The following is a 16,260-nucleotide window of genomic DNA, read 5'->3' as shown; positions in this document are numbered from 1 at the left end:
CCTGTAACACCCAAAACAGCCGCAACCGCGACCCCAAACCGAAACCTCACAAACAACCCTCCACACACAACGAACACAAACCGTAGAAACGTAAGCCCGCAGAACCCGAGCTAGGCATACGCCAACCGACACGCTCGGTTCTGCTGCACGAGTAGGTGACATCTGATCGGGCCTGCCTGTGAGGTAGGCCCGTAAGGATGACATAGAGCCCAAGCCCTACCCGAAGGAGTTCCGTGACGACGTGGCGCGCCGCGCCCACGCTGAGAAGAGCGCTACCGAGCCCCACGCCTCCTCGCCGGGTAATCGAGACCCCGAGGTTTGCGAGCTGCGTTAGCGCAACCGGCTGCTGGAACAGGAGGTTGAGGTGCGGGGACGTGCGGCGGCGAAGCGATCGGGGCACGCCTTCCGGGAAAGGGGCCCCCGCGCGTGAGAGTGCTCGCCGGTGACGGGTTCATCTGTCGAGACCTCAAGCTCGCTCGCCAGCCTTATTCGCCGCTGGCTTAACCAGCCCATCACCGGGTCGAAGGCGGTAGAGGTGTATCGTGCGGATGCGTTGTTCGACGTGCGCCACAACAACGCCGAGTTCGGGCACCGCTTGTGGCCGACGAGACCCGCGAAGCCGGGCAGTCGGTCGAGACGCAGTTCAGACGGATCGGAGAATTCTCGGAAACTCCCTTAAGTGGAACACGGACCCACCGTGCTCTCTACTACCCCGAGGGCTCCCATACCCAGGAACGGATGAAGAAGGTTCACCCTGCGCGTGCTCGTTGTATGTTCATGTTCGACCCTGCCAGCTGAACCGGAACGCACGTTCCCGATTCCCTCTCCCCGATCGGCGGGGCAACCGCCTGAAGGAACATCACTATGACCATCAACAAAACCGAACTCGTCGCGCATATCGCAAACCACGCTGGAGAACCCCAGAGCACGGTCACCCGCATCATTGACAGCCTGCTCACGACCATCACCGAAGCCGTCGCCAAGGGCGAGAAGGTCACCATCCCCGGCTTCCTCGCCTTCGAGCAGATCCCCACCGCCGCTCGTACCGGACGCAACCCCGCCACCGGCGCAGAAATCAAAATCCCCGCCGGTAAGCGGGTCAAAGTCACTGCCGGCACCAAGCTCAAAGCCGCAGCCAAGTAAACAAGCAACACAGGGGGGATACCAACCAGCATCCCCCCTGTGTTGGTGGGGTGGGCAGGACTTGAACCCGCGACCGACGGATTATGAGTCCGCTGCTCTAACCAGCTGAGCTACCACCCCGGCGAGGAAAAGTTAAACGCGACGCCAACGTCAAAGAGAGAGCCTACTCTAGGGCCGCACCTCCGCTGTAAGAGAATACAGCAGTCGCGGTCGCGCGAGGTAGAAGCCGCTACATGCCCATGCCATGTGTCTGGATAGTAGATTGAAGCAGTTCGGGCCGCCGTGTGGAGTGGAGCGCTACCGATCCGCGCCAACTGTTACCGTCTCACTTCCGGTCAGCAGTCGGGAATGCTGTGATGAGCCTCCCCGGCCCGAACACCTGCGGTTGTGGTGAAATCGGCAGACACGGAGCGCTCAAAACGCTCTCCCCACAGGGGGTGCGGGTTCAAATCCCGCCGACCGCACCATGTGATGTTTCAGGACGTCGGTTTGGACGAGGAACTCACTCATCCTCCAGCCACGGCTCCCCGATGATCCGGAATCACCGCTAGACGAGCTGCGCTGGGTGTGGGAGAAGCTCATCTGATCCCGTACACATAATCATTTGACGTCCTCCTCGCCCGAGAGGGCGGGGATTCCTACCGCGCGTCCCGGCGCGGGCTTAGCACTGGGAAGGTCGCTTGAGTGGGTTTCTCGTTCACCGAGCATTGCTCCCAAACCGTGGCTTGGGAGACTGACATGCTCTCTGGAGGCGTCTTTCTCTCCCCTGTCCGGCGACGAGGAACCGGTGTTCTCGCGGACTTCTCCTGGGAGGGTTGCGGTCGTTGGGCCCGACATCGAGGGAGCGAGCGGACTCGGTCGGCGGGACGTAGCCGCGGAGGCGGTGGGTGCCTAAGTTCTGGCTTGTGGCCGATAATTTGGAGCATGACTGAACCCAAGACCAAGCCCACCGACGCAGATGTCGGGGAGTTTCTTCAGGGGATTGCCCCTGCGCGACGGCGCGCAGATGGGCTTCGCCTCGCGGAGATCTTCAGCGATGCGACCGGGGAGGAACCGGTGATGTGGGGGCGGTCGATCGTTGGGTATGGGCGATTCCGTTATGTTTCGTCTTCCAATGCCAGGAACCAGGGCGAGTGGCCTAAGGTTGGCTTCTCCCCCCGCAAGTCTTCGCTTGTCTTGTACGGCCTCAAAGACTTGTCGGCCGCGGCGGATCTGCTGCCGAAGCTAGGGGCCTACACGGAGGGGGCGGGTTGCGTATATGTCAAGACGCTGGAAGACATCGACCAGGAGATCCTCAAACGGCTGATATTGATCGCGATGTCGCGGGGCGATGATCCTCAGGTTTCCGCCTGAAGGCGTGTTCCGCAATAGCTCAGCTCTTGTTGTGAAGCGTTGGCTACATGGGGTGCCGTGTGCGAGCGTCTGGACGGTTGCGATGTGGTGGCGTCGAGTGGGGCTACTTCTCCAGGTTCAGGCGTTCCCACTGCGCGCTGCTTCGTTTTGACTTCAGAAACGCGGCACACGGGCGTCGCGATGGCGGAGGTAGCGCGGCCGTAGCAGACCGACACGAGTTTTTCTCTAGCGCAGAGCTACTTACCTGGCACCGAAAGATTCACCGAGAAGTGCTCAGCGAACGTGAATGAAGAGTGCAATCTCGCTTCGGAGGTGATCGTGAAATCGGAGCGTGCCGCTCGACACAAAAGTTGCCGTTCGGCCGGTTGCCGAATCTGTCCTCCCGATTACTTGGGTTCGTCGCGCGGGCGCTCCGGACCTGCGGCGCTAAGGAGTTTGGACATTGCAGTCAAGCTCGCTCCGCCGATTATCAGCATGCTGGCGGTGAGCCAGTCGCCGATGGTGTCTTTGGGTTCGAAGATGAGAACGAGAAGGCCGCTGGTAAAAAGGACGACGGCGAGAAAGATGACCAGAATGCGGAGGATCCTACGCATTATCGAGGATGGATTCAGGATGAAGAGCGCTGCGATCACGATGATGGCTCCTGCCCCAAGGCTGATTCCCACGAGTGCGCCCACGCCGAAAACCCTCCTCTGGCTCCGGAAGAGCCGCTCCGTTACAACGCTAGTTACGCGTGTATGGCCCTAGGCATGTAGCTGAGTTCCGCCGGTGGGCATTAAGCGTCAGCAGCTTTCTCGCGACCGGGGCGCACTCGGTCGGCAAGTTCAGGTCCGAATGCTCGACGGGGTGAGAGGACTCCGTCTTGGACACGAGATCGCCGCCACCGAAGCTGGCCCCTACCTCTGGCTCCAGCCATGCCTAGCAGACGTTGGGCAACTGAGAGCATCTCGTTGGAGTCGACACCTACTCCTGCCGGATCTAGTCGGACCGATGCCCAGTCGGACGATGGTGGCGGAAAATTAGTTGTCCGGGTGTGGCTATTCACCGCAGCACGCGCGGTGAATACTGCCGGTTGGGAGTCACCACATAACCGGCCGCGAGAGCGTGTGTGCAGAGACACCTCTCGCCACCCGGACACCTCCCGGACGGAGGAAGCTATGCTTTTCGGGTTGTGTGGTGATGGGTTCCGCTTGCGAATCGCCGCGCGCCAGCAAGACTCTTGGATCGCGCGCCGAGCCGACGGGTCATATAGCGAGATAGGTACCGTCACACGCAGGGGCTGAGTGTCGTGCGGCCGCGGCTTGGCCGTGCCGCGGTTAGGTGCGCTGCGTCGCCCCGGGTGTTACGGCCCGACCACGTGAGCGGCGCTCACATCGAAGTGTTCTCGTGCGATGCGGCCGATAAGCGTTGCGCACACGCGCGAGCGTTGTAGGCTTTTTTGTGGACGTGTGGACAGGATAGAACGCCTTCGGCGCCTTCAGTCTCGCCCCGAAAGCCCCGACTTCCTGCCGTAGAGCGGGTGGCTACCGCACGAAACTTTTCGTCTTCCTCCGGCGGGTTCTCCGTGGAGACCGGCGCTGGAGAGCACCGGATCAGCAGCTCGCGGAGGGCTTCTTCGTACGCAGAGACCAACGGCTGCACGACTTCTTGCGGGGGCACATCACTATTGTCGAGTTCACCTTCGCTGCGCAGCATCGCGAGGGTGAGCGCGCCCTTCACGCACTCACGTATCAACTCCCCCGCACCGCGCACCGTTACGGTTCGGCTCGCCATGTCCGTGATGAGATCGAGCTCCGGGAAGAATTCCTCTCGGAAGCGGGCTCCGCCGCCGCAGCGCGCGATTACGCGTGCGCGCGATCCTGACCACACTTCGATGGCGGCAGCTGAGGCGAGATCGTCTCGGATGTTGGTCAACGACATTGCCAGCCGGGAGACCGCGTAACGGTCGCCGGTTGACTGCAGGGGCAAGCCACTCTGTAACTCTTTGGCCGCAAGGCGCAGCACGTCAAAGCTCACCGGGCGGGCTGCGATCTGCAGGAACCGCGGCAGCAGAGAGCGCACCAACCAATCCGCGCCGATGACTGGAGATACATGCATCGTCTTTGACATCGTGTGCTCCGTCACCAATCCGAGTCCGAAACCGTGGCGCGCAGGTGAAGGTCGACCGCCAGCGCGCCTGCCCGGGTGACGGCATCTGGAATTGGCGCTGTGGGGCTCAGCGGACCAAGAGCGCGCATTAGAGGCAGCGCGATGATTCCCGAAGCTAGGCCGACAGTGTCCCCCGTTGCGCCTGGGGCGCCCGCAGCTCCTGCTGCAGCTTCCCGCGCACGCCACGGCAAGTCCGGCGATCCGTGGAGAGGGAGCCTTGTGTCCTCATGCGGCCGATCAGTGCGCACGTCAATCATCGTCAGCTCCTCCTTGTTCAAATCCGGGCCTGTTCCGCGCGTCCGCCCGTGAGGGCGGTCCTTAGTTGCTTTTGTCGCTACCAGCTCAGGATGTAGTCGACGCGGCCCAACCCAGTACCACCTACCCATGCGCCTGGCATGTGGGTTTCACACCGTAATGTGCCTACTTTTCCGGTGGGCTTGTTGGTTGTGTCGCTGGGGGCGGTGGGGGCTGCCGTCTTGGGAGTTGTGTATGGGAAGTGTGGCGAGAGGTTCTACGTGGATGCCTAGTGCGTACAGGAGCGTTCTAGGTTGAGGATTGTTCGGGTCGTGGTGTCGGAGGCGGGTGCACCAATCGGTTCCGCACCCCTGCTAGCTCTCCCAAACTAGCTAGCAGCGTGGGAGCAGTGCTGACGCTCCCACGACCCGAACACCATTTGACCAGAAGCGGTGGACAAAGAAGGTCCACTAACCACGGCCGTTCATTCCGGCCTACTGACGCGCCTGACGATGCCTGTTAGGCGTCTAACGCTAGGAGCCGCAGTGCTTGAGATAGAGGTACCGAAAGCCATACACGCGAGATCAACTAGGTCGCTTCAAGAAGTGACGCTTGCTGGCTTCCCCGCTGAAGCTAGCGTGCTTCAGTTTGAGCGAACAGTGCCGAGAGACCTCGTGCATCGACAGTGCATCGCCGAGGTCTTTGTCACCGACGCGCTGCCACTGGGCCTCGATCGTGTCGCCGTCGCGGCCCAGATACCTCGAGGGCATTTCGTGAACACGTCCCCACACGCTATGAGGGAAGTACTCATTCTCGAAGCTATACGTCAGTCGAGTGCCTACGCGGCCCATCAATCTCTCGCAGTGCCGAGAGATGTATCGCTTGCACTATCTACTCTTAACGTCACATTCTTGGACCAACGCTTATTGAACTTCTCGGGTTCATATCTGCCCCTCGTCGTCCTCTTGCACTGGACGGCACCGCGAAAATCGCAGGGTCCATCCAGGGTGCTTGAGTTTGATGCGACTCTCTTCGCAGACACACACGTTGCCGCCACCGCCATGGCGACGTGCACCTCGCAATTGTCATTACACCGTTCTGCGAGCGTTGATCCTCAGCGGCCGGCTATCAGAGGACATCAACCCCAACTTCTAGGGCCTCGACTCTTGACTTGCATCGAATGGTTGGACGCCCGCACAGTCCAGGCCACGGTAGCGTCAGGTCACGGGCACCCGTTCTATGAAGACCATCCGGTCACCTCCTGTGTTCCCGACGTGGTCGTGATGGAAGCGGCGCACCAATCCGCCGAGCTGATACTCAAGCGCGCCGAACCGGCGATGGGTAAGTGTTGTCTGGACGAGGTCGAAATCCACATACTCTCGCCCGTCAAGACCCACCTGCTGACTGAAGCGACAGCGCACCTTACCCCGCTCCGCATCGAGGCTGGAGGGCGACGGCGCGCGAGCGTGAACATCGTGTTCCGGCAGGACAACATGGAGGTTGCACGCGCACAGATGTTCTTCGGGCAGACGGAGGCGTGCGCAGAAGAAGCTGGAGCATTGGAGCCGTGACGACAATGCACATTTCGTCGCCACATCTATATGCAAGAAGCTGCCCCGCGGCTATCCGATTGACGACTTGGCAGCCCTAGGAACATGCACCTTGCCACCCAGGCGGATACGTTGAGCATTCTGCTGGGTAAGGAGGCAAATCAACTTCCAATTTCACTCGATAGACGATTCGGTCGCCACCTAGGGGAATCACTGTTAGGACGTCACCCGGGCGAACCCCACCAGACTTGAGGAGCTCAAGCTTTTCCCCTGTGCCAACCACCGTGAATCCCTGCACATTGCCATCCGGCCAAATATCGCCGATATATTCGCCGTTGATGTAAAAGACCTGACCGCGGGCTATCTGCGAGGTAGGAAAAGTCACGCGAAGAGAAGATTGATCTGGCATGTGACCCACTACTCCCTCGAGGGGAACAATCTGACACGTTCCCCGGCTATCTGTGTCACCACTCACACTCATGATGCAGGTAGTCGAGGTCGCCCCCACGTCAACATGCTCAAAACCGATGGGTACGTAACCTACGGGGTTCGGATTCCATCCGATATTCTCTCTCGCCAGCCCTTCGTTTACGAAGGCCGGGCCGTCAGCAAAGTAGCCGCCATTAACAAGATTGAAGAATCTGGAAACGGGTATAGCATCCAATATGGCGTCAGGATAAATCCGGTCGACGGCCACCCACTCATGCTGCCCCCGATACCTATCGAAAGTAGAATTCCGGGGCAGATTGTCGGGGATATTGAAAAAGTTCGTATTCCGCGGGATGATCCTGTATATCCAAGTCCGACACTGAACACGTCCGCCCGAATCGCATGACCACACGTGAGCGTCGACGATATTTATGCTTGATGTGGCAATGTTTATTGCTGAGTCGCGGTCTCCGGTGGTGGAAATGTATCCACTGGAAACGAGTCGAGATCCCCCGAGAACGTGCTCAGTGAGCACATAGTTGGTACCTCGCGAGGTAAAACCATTTTCAAATATCTGCTGCGGGTTCCTATTGTCCACACGGTAGACAACTTTGGGAACAGAAATTGATGTATCGATCATGTCATGGTGAAGAGGCGGCTGGTTCGGTGCAGCGTTAGCCAATGGCGCTGTGAGGGACATCCATACAAAAGCGACAAGGAGCGACCAAAAGGCTTTCTTCATCGACTCGGGGCGAGTCATACTCCATTCTGAGATGAGGTGCGCCACATGTGTGCCTTTTGCCTGGGGGCTCCTCGGGCGTGCAGCATGTTTGTCCGCTTGAATTTCTCGCACGTCCGGCGACGGTACCCGCATGGGCGTGACGTGGGCTCTGTAGACGAATGTCTAGGTATATGACGGGCCCCCGTCCACCCGTCGGAGAGGACAGTGAACGCTTTCAACCCGACGTCGACACCAACCTCACCGTCGACGCCGGGTAACCGGGCCGCATCGACGATCGGGCCGGTGTCGACCACGAACGATGCGAAGTAGCGGCCAGTCGCGTCCTTGTTATCGTGACCGTCGACGGTTCGGACGGCAGCCTGCGGGACCAGCAGACTTTCACCTCTCCGATCTTCGCGAGAAACAATCGCCCGTTGGGACGCACGGTGGACCCGTTACGGGTGAAGCGGGCCGTCTGCCGGTTATCGTGTCGGGACCGGAACCGGAGCCGGGGAAACCCGATCCGGTGACCACCACGTTTGCCCTTGACAGACGCGAAGAAGTTCGAGTATGTGACCAGCAAGTCGTTATTTGCCTGCACCAACGCGACGTTCGACACCTCACCCAGCCACGCCCGCTCCGGGGTTCGTTTCGCATCGGTGATAACAGCGTTCTGCAACGCAGACCACGATAGTGCTGGCAAGCCCGCCGCGTGATCGGCTTTCCGGCGGGCGAGGGCATCATTGAACACGCCCCGGCAACACCCGAATGTGCGCTCCAACACGCCCCGCTGCGCAGACGACGGCTCAATCCGGAACCGGTAACGCAGCTGCACCCCACCGTCGGAGACCCCACCGACACGCCCGACGACCAGGGCGCCAGACACAGCGTGACCGCTCTGCCCGTCCACATAGTCTTCGTAACCAAATGCCGACGCCGCGTGTTCAACAACACGATCCTCACCCGCTGCGATCAGATCATGCGCACCGTCTGCGCCGAACTCGGCGCCACCCTGGACGAGTTCAACGGGCAAACCGATCACGCGCACCCGCTCATCACCTCCCCACCCACGCTCGCGATCTCGACCCTCGCGATGCGACTCAAGGGACGAACCGCACACACCAACCGGGCAGAGAACAGACTCCACGTGAACACCCACCACATCAACAGACACCTCTGGTCTCCGACGTACTTCGCTACCTCCGCCGACAGCGCACCCCTCACCACCATCAAGCAACACATCAAAACCAAGCACAACCCACCCAATAGCGAGACATCAACGAGAGAATCGACTCCGGCTCACCCCGCCCTAAACGACGAGGCTTGCACCGGCCCCCCGGTCAAGGCTGCGCTCGACGCGAGCGTGCCTGCTCGGCCCCAGCCGCGTGCGGCATGTCACGGCGGGTGCCATCGGTGGTCACATACTCTCCCGCCCCAAGATTGACAGCTCCCATGCTCCCGGGGATCGGGGGCTCCGGTCGGGGTTCGCACGGGACCGCCGCTATCACCGCGAGCAGCGCCGGGATTGAGCTCGAGATCGTGTCCGGACCCAAACCTGCCGACCGCGCCCGCCGCCTCGTACGCCAACACGAGGCCACACTCACCATCTATGAAGCCGTCGTCACCTTTTCGCCGATCAGGCTCCTGCTACGCCGCCACAACAATCGCAGGTAGTCGTTCGACAAGCTTTGGTAGCGCGTTGCGAGAGACGACTTCACCGCAACGCGGATTCTGATGCCTAGGTGGGGGTTGTGGGTTTATGTTTCGGTGGTTTGTCTGTTGTGTGGAGGGTTTTTGTGAGGTTTCGTTTTGGGGTCGCGGTTGCGGCTGTGTTGGGGGTTGCGGGAGCGTTGCTGGGGCCGGTGGGAGCGGCAAACGCGGTTTCTTCGGGCAGTACGGTGTCGGCGGAGTGGTCGCTGCCGGCTAGTTCGTCGGGGGTGTCGGAAGTGCATTTCGGTGAGGCGTTCATGCCGGTGAGCTCGCGTAAGTCGGGGGTGTTCGCGGGGTACGAGTTCGGGTTCACCAACCGTGAGGAGAAGGGCGTTATCGGCTTCGAACCGCGCGAGGGTAAGAAGAGTAAATCTTCGCGGTTGTATGCGAGGTTCGGGACGAGCGTGGCAGGTGCGTCGGTCGTTTCGGGTAAGTGCTCCAAGGGTTTCGATGGAGGCGTGGGGGTAACCTGTGAGATCGAGTTCGACGGACGATACGGTCGCTTCTATGTCCTGACCGTTCGTAAGACCGGTTTCAACACGTGGTCAGCGGAGATCAACGACCCTAAGGATGATCTGAGTATCACTGTGGGCTCCTTCCGGCTTCCGGATGGAAGTGGACTGCTCAAGCCGTCCGGCAAGGCATTCATCGCACACCCCCCGTCCGCCGACTGCAACGAACTCAGCACGGCCGACGTTGTCTTCCAGGCTCCCATGCTGAGCAACAGCCGTGCCGGGACCCTTGGTGAACCCGCCAGCTACGGAAAGTGCGCCACTGAAGCACCGTTCGAGAAGACCACGACCGCCGACGGCAAGATGCGCATCAAACGCGGAACCGTCAGCGAAATCGCCAACGCGATCACGCATGTGGACCTCAAGCGTGAGTCGATGATTGTCGAGTTCGAGGATCGTCTCAATGAGAAGTCGAACCGTTTCGTCATTCACCGCGACGGCAGGGAGATTTGCGCGACGTATCGAGGCTCGACATCAGGGACATGTCGGCCACACATGAGCAGTCTAGGTACGATCATCACGGGTTTTGCTCCGCTTGACCTTCTCCTGAGCTTCAGCCCCATTCGCCCGGGCGTCGTGTTCGATTTTTACATCGACGTGGAGGACGATGTAGAAATCCTGACGAGGTTGCATACTCTCACCTACTCGGGGCTCTTTCCGGTCTCCCCCGTGAGAGCTGGCGAATCGGGCGTGAAGGTCATGATTCTTGAAGACGCTGCCCGGGCAGGGGATCGTTTCGTGGTTTACGTCGACGGGAAGTACCTGATGGAGCATTACGCGGGAACCGCGTACTACGGGCAAGTCACGACGAAGGATGGGGTGAAGACGTTGAGCTCATCCACGCCGGTGCCCGCGGGCCGCGTCGTTGAGGTCTTTCATGTCCCCGGCCAGCCGGGAGAAGACGACTCCCAACGAACGCGCCTCGCCACCACCACAGCCCTCTAAGCCGCCGCCTTTTGTCCAAATCCCCGAGAGTTAAAGACTGATGGGTTCCTCGTTCAGAAGATGCCCAATTCGCGACAGCTCAGCGATGGCTGCGTGAGCTTGGCTTCACGTGCGAGGTGTGCTCGCCGGATCACCCTCGCGGCTGACCGGGGCGGAAGGCCGTTCGCAAGCGACGCAACAACGAGCGCGGTGAGGTTCTACGGGCCCGACGCGCGCGGGACGAAATAAAAAGCTGCCCGACAGGACGAGACCAAGAGAGGGAAGAACACCGGTGAGCACTCCGTTTCGCGACCTGGAGGCCGAGTCTGTCGCGGCCGTGACCCCGACGTGCACGCGCTTCGACGCAGCTCTAGAAGAGGATGAGACGCGCCTGCGGATTGTCGAGATCGTCTAACCAGGCCCGCCACCGAAACTGACGTTCCTCGGCGTGCGCGATGCGGCGCAGCGTAGGAACGGGCGGCATCTGTGATGCCTGCTCGATGGCCGAAGTGATCTACTGCTTGGTGCGGGCGCGCAGCGAGTGCCGTCTGCGTGAGTCGGCTTCAGGCCACGAAGCGTGGCTTGCTTGAATTCGAACTCGATCGGGCCAAGCCGCCACCTCGATGCGGCTCGCCACGGCAAACGCGATGTGAACTGAAGCCGGTTGCTCGCTGGCACCTTGTGCGCAGGCTCGCCCCGGTGTTCGACTAGTAGTGCTTGCTGCGGCGGATGGTGAGAAGCAGACCGCACGCAGCGAGGAGGGAGCCGAACGCAGCTAGGTTCAGCAGAGAACTCGCGTTGGAACCGCTTCGGGCGAGCTCCTCCGTGGTGCTTGTGGTCGTCGCTTCGTCAGTGATTGCGGGCAGGACGGTAATGCTGTGATCTCGGGTCATAGCGTTTCCGTACTTGTCTGTTGCCGTTACGGCGAAGGTGGCGGAGACGCTCTCGTTAGGTGTTCCGTGGAGGACGCCGTCTGCGCCGAGCGATATGCCGGCTGGCAGTGACCCGGCCGTGATACGAAATGTGTCGTACCCAGAATCGGGTGTGGTCATGAAAGCGGCACGATAAGGGAAACCTACTTCGCCGTTCGGGAGTGGAGGATGAGTGAATTCGGCTCGATGGATGGTGAAGTGAGCGGCGCCTGAGAAAGACTCCGATCCTTCGAAGGCGAATGCCAGACGAGTGTCCTGGGTGTCGATGCCCGTCCACTCGACGCGATCGGTGAGGGGAGTCTCGCCGAGTCGGTCTCGAAGATGGTGCTCATCCCTGATGTACTTGTCGACACCGAGCGGGACATAAGCGATGCCGACATCCACGCCGTATTGTCCGTCGAATCCACTGGTCGTGGGATCGATTCGGTTGAGGTTCTTGAGGCTGCTGAGGTCACCGATATGGTTTTGGCCGAGGTAAAGCGTGTCGAGATTGGTGAGCGACTGCAGCGGAGCGACGTCCGCGACGTGGTTACTGGTCAGGCTGAGATTGGTCAGCTGGAGGAGATTTCCCAGTGGCCGCAGGTCGACGACGGAGTTGCGTGCGGCTGCTAAGAGTCGCAGATTCGTGAGCCCCGCGAGGGGGTCGAGCGAAGAGATCCGGTTGTCGTAGACGTAGAGCTCCTCCAGGGAGGCGAGGGCTGCGAGGGGACCTAGGTCTTCGACTGTGTTTTCTGCGACGACGAGTTGCCGCAAGTTATGCAGATTAGCCAGTGGCGACAGGTCGGTGATCGCGTTTGCGTGGAGGCGTAGGTCCGTGAGCTGGGTGAGGCCGTCGATCGGTCGCAGCGATGCGACACGGTTTTTGTAGAGGTTGAGCGTCTGGAGGTTGGTCAGTTCTCGTAGCGGTGCAAGATCGCTGATCGCGTTGCTGTAGAGGGTGAGGTGTTCGAGGCGGGCCAGACCTTGCAAGGGGGTGAGGTCGCTGATGGTTCCGCCTGTCACCCAGATCTGGGTCGCGTTTGATGCGTACTGGAGGCCTTCGAGGGTGGTGACACCACCATCGTGAACGTAGACGGTGCTGAGCGCACTCATCTGGTCAGAGGTGATGTCGGCGGAGGGGGGCTGGCCGAATGCTTCGTTGAGCGATGCTCTTAGTGTCGGATCGGGGATATCAACGATCCTTATAGCTTCTCCTCTTAGCTGCTGCTCGGCGAACCACGTGGCAGGGAGACGCTCTGAAGCCAGAGTGGATGGGGCGAGTAGAGACGCCACGCCGATCGCGATAAGTAAGTAGTTTGTCCGCACCGCGGCCCTCCTGATGGCAAGACGGCACGGAGATGTGATGTGCCGACGATCGGCCACATTACCGGTCGGGCGTCTGACTCGGTCGCATGCCTAGGCATGCGACCTTCAGGGAACCGAAGTGCACGACCATCGCGCATGCTGTCGGTGTCTAGCCGATGACGGCTAGGTCCGCATGGTTCCCAACTGCGTGCAGTTTCGAGTTCTTTGGATTTTGACGTCCTCCGCACCCACCGGACCCCCGCGCAACGGTCACTGTGCTGATCTTCTTGATGTTAGGTGGCTTGACGCCGTAACAGAGCCGGAGCAATTGTTGCGCGTCGATGCGCCGCCGATGGGTCTGATGATCAGCTTCGCAACGCTATTAGTACATCGGTCCGCATACTTTCTTTTCCTGCACGAGGACGCGCGACTTCTTAGCCTCACCGGCCGACTTGGCCCTCGCTCCCGTTCGGCTCGCCATCACACGCTCGATGTGCGCGGCAAGGCGCAGCGCAGGATTGTCGGCGCCTCCGCGCCGAGATCGGCCGCCGCAGTCATGACCATGAGATAGCGACGCCCCGCCAAAGCGACTTCTTAGACGGAAAAGTACGGAGGTGCCGCGCTGTCTTCATCCCTTTCGACGCTGGATGGAGCAACGCGAGGGTGACGACAGCACCAAACAGGAATCGCCGATTCCGTCGCTCATATCAGAGCGGCAGTACACAAGCTCGTTCCCGCACCTGTTCTAGCTGCAGAACAAGGATCCAGCCCACCCCGGCGCCCCGCGACAGTGCACCCGGTTCACCAATTTGAGTTCACTTTCACGAGATCAGACAGATGTGGCCTGCGGCCACACCATTCATACCCCCGAGTAGTTACGTCCTAGTCACCACACCCAACAGGGTCAGCGATCAGATCCTGGACACAGCTTGCCGCGTGGACCACATCCGCAACCCTGCGCATTAGCGATGTATGAACATGCCCAGGCCACCCAGATCTTGTACCTATTCTGAGCGCCATGAGAGCCAACTCGACGACGATCCGTGAACCTAGTAAGAGGAAAGAGACATGAGAAATCTCACCCACCAACCCAAGAGGCAAGGACCATGAACAGCAAAACTGAAATTTCGTCACAACGGAGTCTTCCGCGGCTATTGGGAGGCGTAGTCGGGGTCATTGCGGCATCCACATTGACCCTTGGCGCGTCCCCCGCTTTCGCTGCTCCCGCAGACACAGCGAGCGCGACAGTTTCTCTACCTTTCGCCGTCAGCAGCAGCAGCGGCTTGGTGTTTTCCCCCGATGGAGCATTCGCCTACGTCAGTTCAGGCTCAGGTTCCATAATTGCTAAGGTAGACACCAGCATAAATACCGTTGTTGGAACCGTGACGCTAGCCAATCCCACAGCCACCGTGTCATCGCTAGCGATAAGTCCGGACGGGAGCACCGTGTACGCGACACAAAACGCGGCAGCTGGGTCCGGCGGGGGTTTGTCCAAGGTTGATACAGCTTCGATGACGATCGGCGGCAAGATTCCTCTGGGTTATACCCGTGATGTCGCGGTCAGCCCTGATGGGACCTACGCCTACGTCGGCGCGAGCGGCGGAGTGGACGAGCTTTCTAAGGTCGATATAGCCACCTTCACGAAGGTGGCGTCATACCCCGGGGCCGCAAATAAGGTCCTCTTCACTAGCGATGGAAGTCGCGCATGTTTCGTAGGGCTGAGCAGCGGCAGCGCAACGGCTAGGTGCATCACCAATGCGACTGGTGCCATACAGGTCCTGAGCGGTTCCGCCATCGGCACCACCATCTCAGACATGTCGCCGTCTCTGGCGGGGGCCATCTCCCCATTCTACGCGATTGTAAACGGGGGGCTCTTCTCGCTGTCGTCGTCTTCACTTTCGTCGGTGAGCATATCGCCCGCAAGCGATTACCTCACTATTTCCGTATCGCCGGATCGAACTTTTGGTTACGCGAGTTCCACACTATCCGGTGCGGTGTACCGGATTACTCCAGGGCCGGCCTCATCAGTCGTCGCGACGCTAACCGGCCTTAACACCTCCGGGAAGATAAGAATCGCTCCCACAGGCACTTTCGCGTACTCCGCCCAGAGTACTACCTTGACGCGCATCGAGACTGCCGCAACCCAGCCGCCTCCTGTGACAGTATCCAACGTGAACGGTCCTGATGGCGCGGGTGCCTACACCATGACCGGTACGGGTGTGGCTGATAGCACCGTGGATATTGTTGACGCGAATGGCGCACCGGTAACGTCGGTTACGACGAATTCATCGGGCATCTGGACCGGCGTCATCCCCGCAGGAACGTTGACGCCATTGACGATTACCCAAACGGTGGCAGGCCTGACATCGATACCAGTCACCTATGCTGATGCTCCTCTTCCGGCTGTTGCGCCGGTTCTCCTCGCGGGAGCACTGGCGGGCTTCGTTGTCCTCACAGTTGCCGTACTCATCGCTATCCGCCGCCGAAATCTCGCGGCTTCTCATCAGTAGGATCAACTTCAGTGCCTAGTGGGGAGCTAGACCTCGTCCGGCGCTCCCCACTAGGCACTAGTAGCAAGTGTGGTCGAACACACTAAGCGTGGTCGCGCATATGTTGCTAGTTAGGCCTGCGCAGGTGATCCCAATGAGCTCAGCGCGGCTTCCAGCCATTCGCGATAAGCACTTCGTTGGGGTCTTCCTTGTTCGAGAAATGGCTACGGAATCGAAGGGTAACCGGTAGCGAGAGCCGAGCGACCGGATGGCGTTCGCTGACAAGGTAGGCTTCAGACTTCGACGTGCCGATCCACACACCGTAAAGGGTAGGAAAAGGCGTTTCCACCACCGCTTACCGATAGCAACGTGCCCAAGAAGTCTGCGAACTCCCGAGCCCGAGACATTCTCCGTCGGGACCGTGCGGGAAGGATGAAGTTACTCGAGGGCGAAAGTACCGCGCACGGTGATCGCGGTGGATGATCGGGACTTCAATTGGCCTCGAACCTGGCCGTTAGCCAGCTCATCGGGCCCGTGTCATCATCAGGTCAACGAGCCAACCGCTGTTCGTGCACACCCGGTGACTCGTCGTTGTTCGCGAAAGGCGCGTTGGGAGAGGAGACCACGCTCAACCTGGTCACTTGCTACAGCACTGTCGACTGTCAGCTGAACGCGTCCGAGTGCGTGTCAGAGGCGGCGGGCGATGGATGCCGCGACCGTCAGCCACGCATCGCGGGTCTCGGGCGACAGGGCATCGAAGTCGATGGGACCGCCGTCGACGAGCGCCGCATCGAAGGGCACGTGCACGACCTCGGCCGTGACCTGCGAGAA

11 protein-coding genes, 2 tRNA genes and 1 pseudogene are annotated in these 16,260 nt (G+C 60.3%); 8 read left to right on the top strand and 6 right to left on the bottom strand.

Features of this window, described 5'->3' with window-relative positions; all coding sequences use genetic code 11:
- Nucleotides 1-864 precede the first annotated feature (864 nt).
- On the top strand, nt 865-1,143 hold the full coding sequence (locus tag ACT53O_RS15345; RefSeq protein WP_476153449.1) for an HU family DNA-binding protein: 279 nt from the start codon (nt 865-867) through the stop codon (nt 1,141-1,143).
- A gap of 43 nt (nt 1,144-1,186) precedes the next feature.
- Here the strand turns inward: ACT53O_RS15345 and ACT53O_RS15340 are convergent.
- Nucleotides 1,187-1,263 (bottom strand) — tRNA-Ile (locus ACT53O_RS15340).
- 261 nt (nt 1,264-1,524) lie between these two features.
- On the opposite strand from ACT53O_RS15340, the gene ACT53O_RS15335 reads away from it, so the two are divergent.
- Nucleotides 1,525-1,610, top strand: a tRNA-Leu gene (locus ACT53O_RS15335).
- A gap of 457 nt (nt 1,611-2,067) precedes the next feature.
- Nucleotides 2,068-2,496, top strand: coding sequence for a DUF1801 domain-containing protein (locus tag ACT53O_RS15330; protein WP_476153447.1), 429 nt, complete (start codon nt 2,068-2,070; stop codon nt 2,494-2,496).
- Between the two features lie 386 nt (nt 2,497-2,882).
- Here ACT53O_RS15330 and ACT53O_RS15325 read toward each other — a convergent pair whose 3' ends face one another.
- A complete protein-coding gene (locus ACT53O_RS15325; protein WP_476153445.1) occupies nt 2,883-3,173 on the bottom strand; it encodes a hypothetical protein in 291 nt (96 codons plus the stop codon).
- A gap of 691 nt (nt 3,174-3,864) precedes the next feature.
- Nucleotides 3,865-4,605 carry a hypothetical protein gene (locus ACT53O_RS15320; protein ID WP_476153443.1) on the bottom strand — a complete coding sequence of 247 codons (741 nt, stop codon included), beginning with the start codon at nt 4,603-4,605 and terminating at the stop codon, nt 3,865-3,867.
- A 785-nt stretch (nt 4,606-5,390) separates the two neighbouring features.
- On the opposite strand from ACT53O_RS15320, the pseudogene ACT53O_RS15315 reads away from it, so the two are divergent.
- Both ACT53O_RS15315 and ACT53O_RS15310 read left to right on the top strand, forming a co-directional pair.
- Nucleotides 5,391-5,942: pseudogene (locus ACT53O_RS15315) on the top strand (AfsA-related hotdog domain-containing protein); the annotation flags it as partial.
- Between the two features lie 120 nt (nt 5,943-6,062).
- Nucleotides 6,063-6,449, top strand: coding sequence for a hypothetical protein (locus ACT53O_RS15310; RefSeq protein ID WP_476153453.1), 387 nt, complete (start codon nt 6,063-6,065; stop codon nt 6,447-6,449).
- A gap of 76 nt (nt 6,450-6,525) precedes the next feature.
- On the opposite strand, the gene ACT53O_RS15305 is transcribed toward ACT53O_RS15310, so the two are convergent.
- Together ACT53O_RS15305 and ACT53O_RS15300 are read right to left on the bottom strand one after the other, a co-directional pair.
- Complete coding sequence (locus ACT53O_RS15305) at nt 6,526-7,617, bottom strand: hypothetical protein (protein ID WP_476153441.1); 1,092 nt, start codon at nt 7,615-7,617, stop codon at nt 6,526-6,528.
- A gap of 196 nt (nt 7,618-7,813) precedes the next feature.
- Nucleotides 7,814-8,413 (bottom strand): RNA-guided endonuclease InsQ/TnpB family protein, encoded by a 600-nt coding sequence (locus ACT53O_RS15300; RefSeq protein WP_476153451.1) that lies wholly within the window; start codon nt 8,411-8,413, stop codon nt 7,814-7,816.
- A 54-nt stretch (nt 8,414-8,467) separates the two neighbouring features.
- On the opposite strand from ACT53O_RS15300, the gene tnpA reads away from it, so the two are divergent.
- The gene (gene tnpA / locus ACT53O_RS15295) at nt 8,468-9,022 is read left to right on the top strand and encodes an IS200/IS605 family transposase (protein ID WP_476153439.1); all 555 of its coding nucleotides are present in this window, start codon (nt 8,468-8,470) and stop codon (nt 9,020-9,022) included.
- Between the two features lie 328 nt (nt 9,023-9,350).
- Complete coding sequence (locus ACT53O_RS15290; protein ID WP_476153437.1) at nt 9,351-10,745, top strand: hypothetical protein; 1,395 nt, start codon at nt 9,351-9,353, stop codon at nt 10,743-10,745.
- A gap of 686 nt (nt 10,746-11,431) precedes the next feature.
- Here ACT53O_RS15290 and ACT53O_RS15285 read toward each other — a convergent pair.
- Nucleotides 11,432-12,961, bottom strand: a complete 1,530-nt coding sequence (locus ACT53O_RS15285; protein ID WP_476153435.1) for a leucine-rich repeat domain-containing protein — start codon at nt 12,959-12,961, stop codon at nt 11,432-11,434.
- A gap of 1,490 nt (nt 12,962-14,451) precedes the next feature.
- Between ACT53O_RS15285 and ACT53O_RS15280 the strand changes: the two genes are divergently transcribed.
- Nucleotides 14,452-15,450: a hypothetical protein gene (locus ACT53O_RS15280; RefSeq protein ID WP_476153433.1), complete on the top strand. Its 999-nt coding sequence runs from the start codon at nt 14,452-14,454 to the stop codon at nt 15,448-15,450.
- Nucleotides 15,451-16,260: the final 810 nt, after the last annotated feature.

The sequence above is a fragment of the Microbacterium sp. DMC48 genome (genome assembly GCF_056313825.1).
This window is presented reverse-complemented; position numbering and strand designations above follow the sequence as displayed.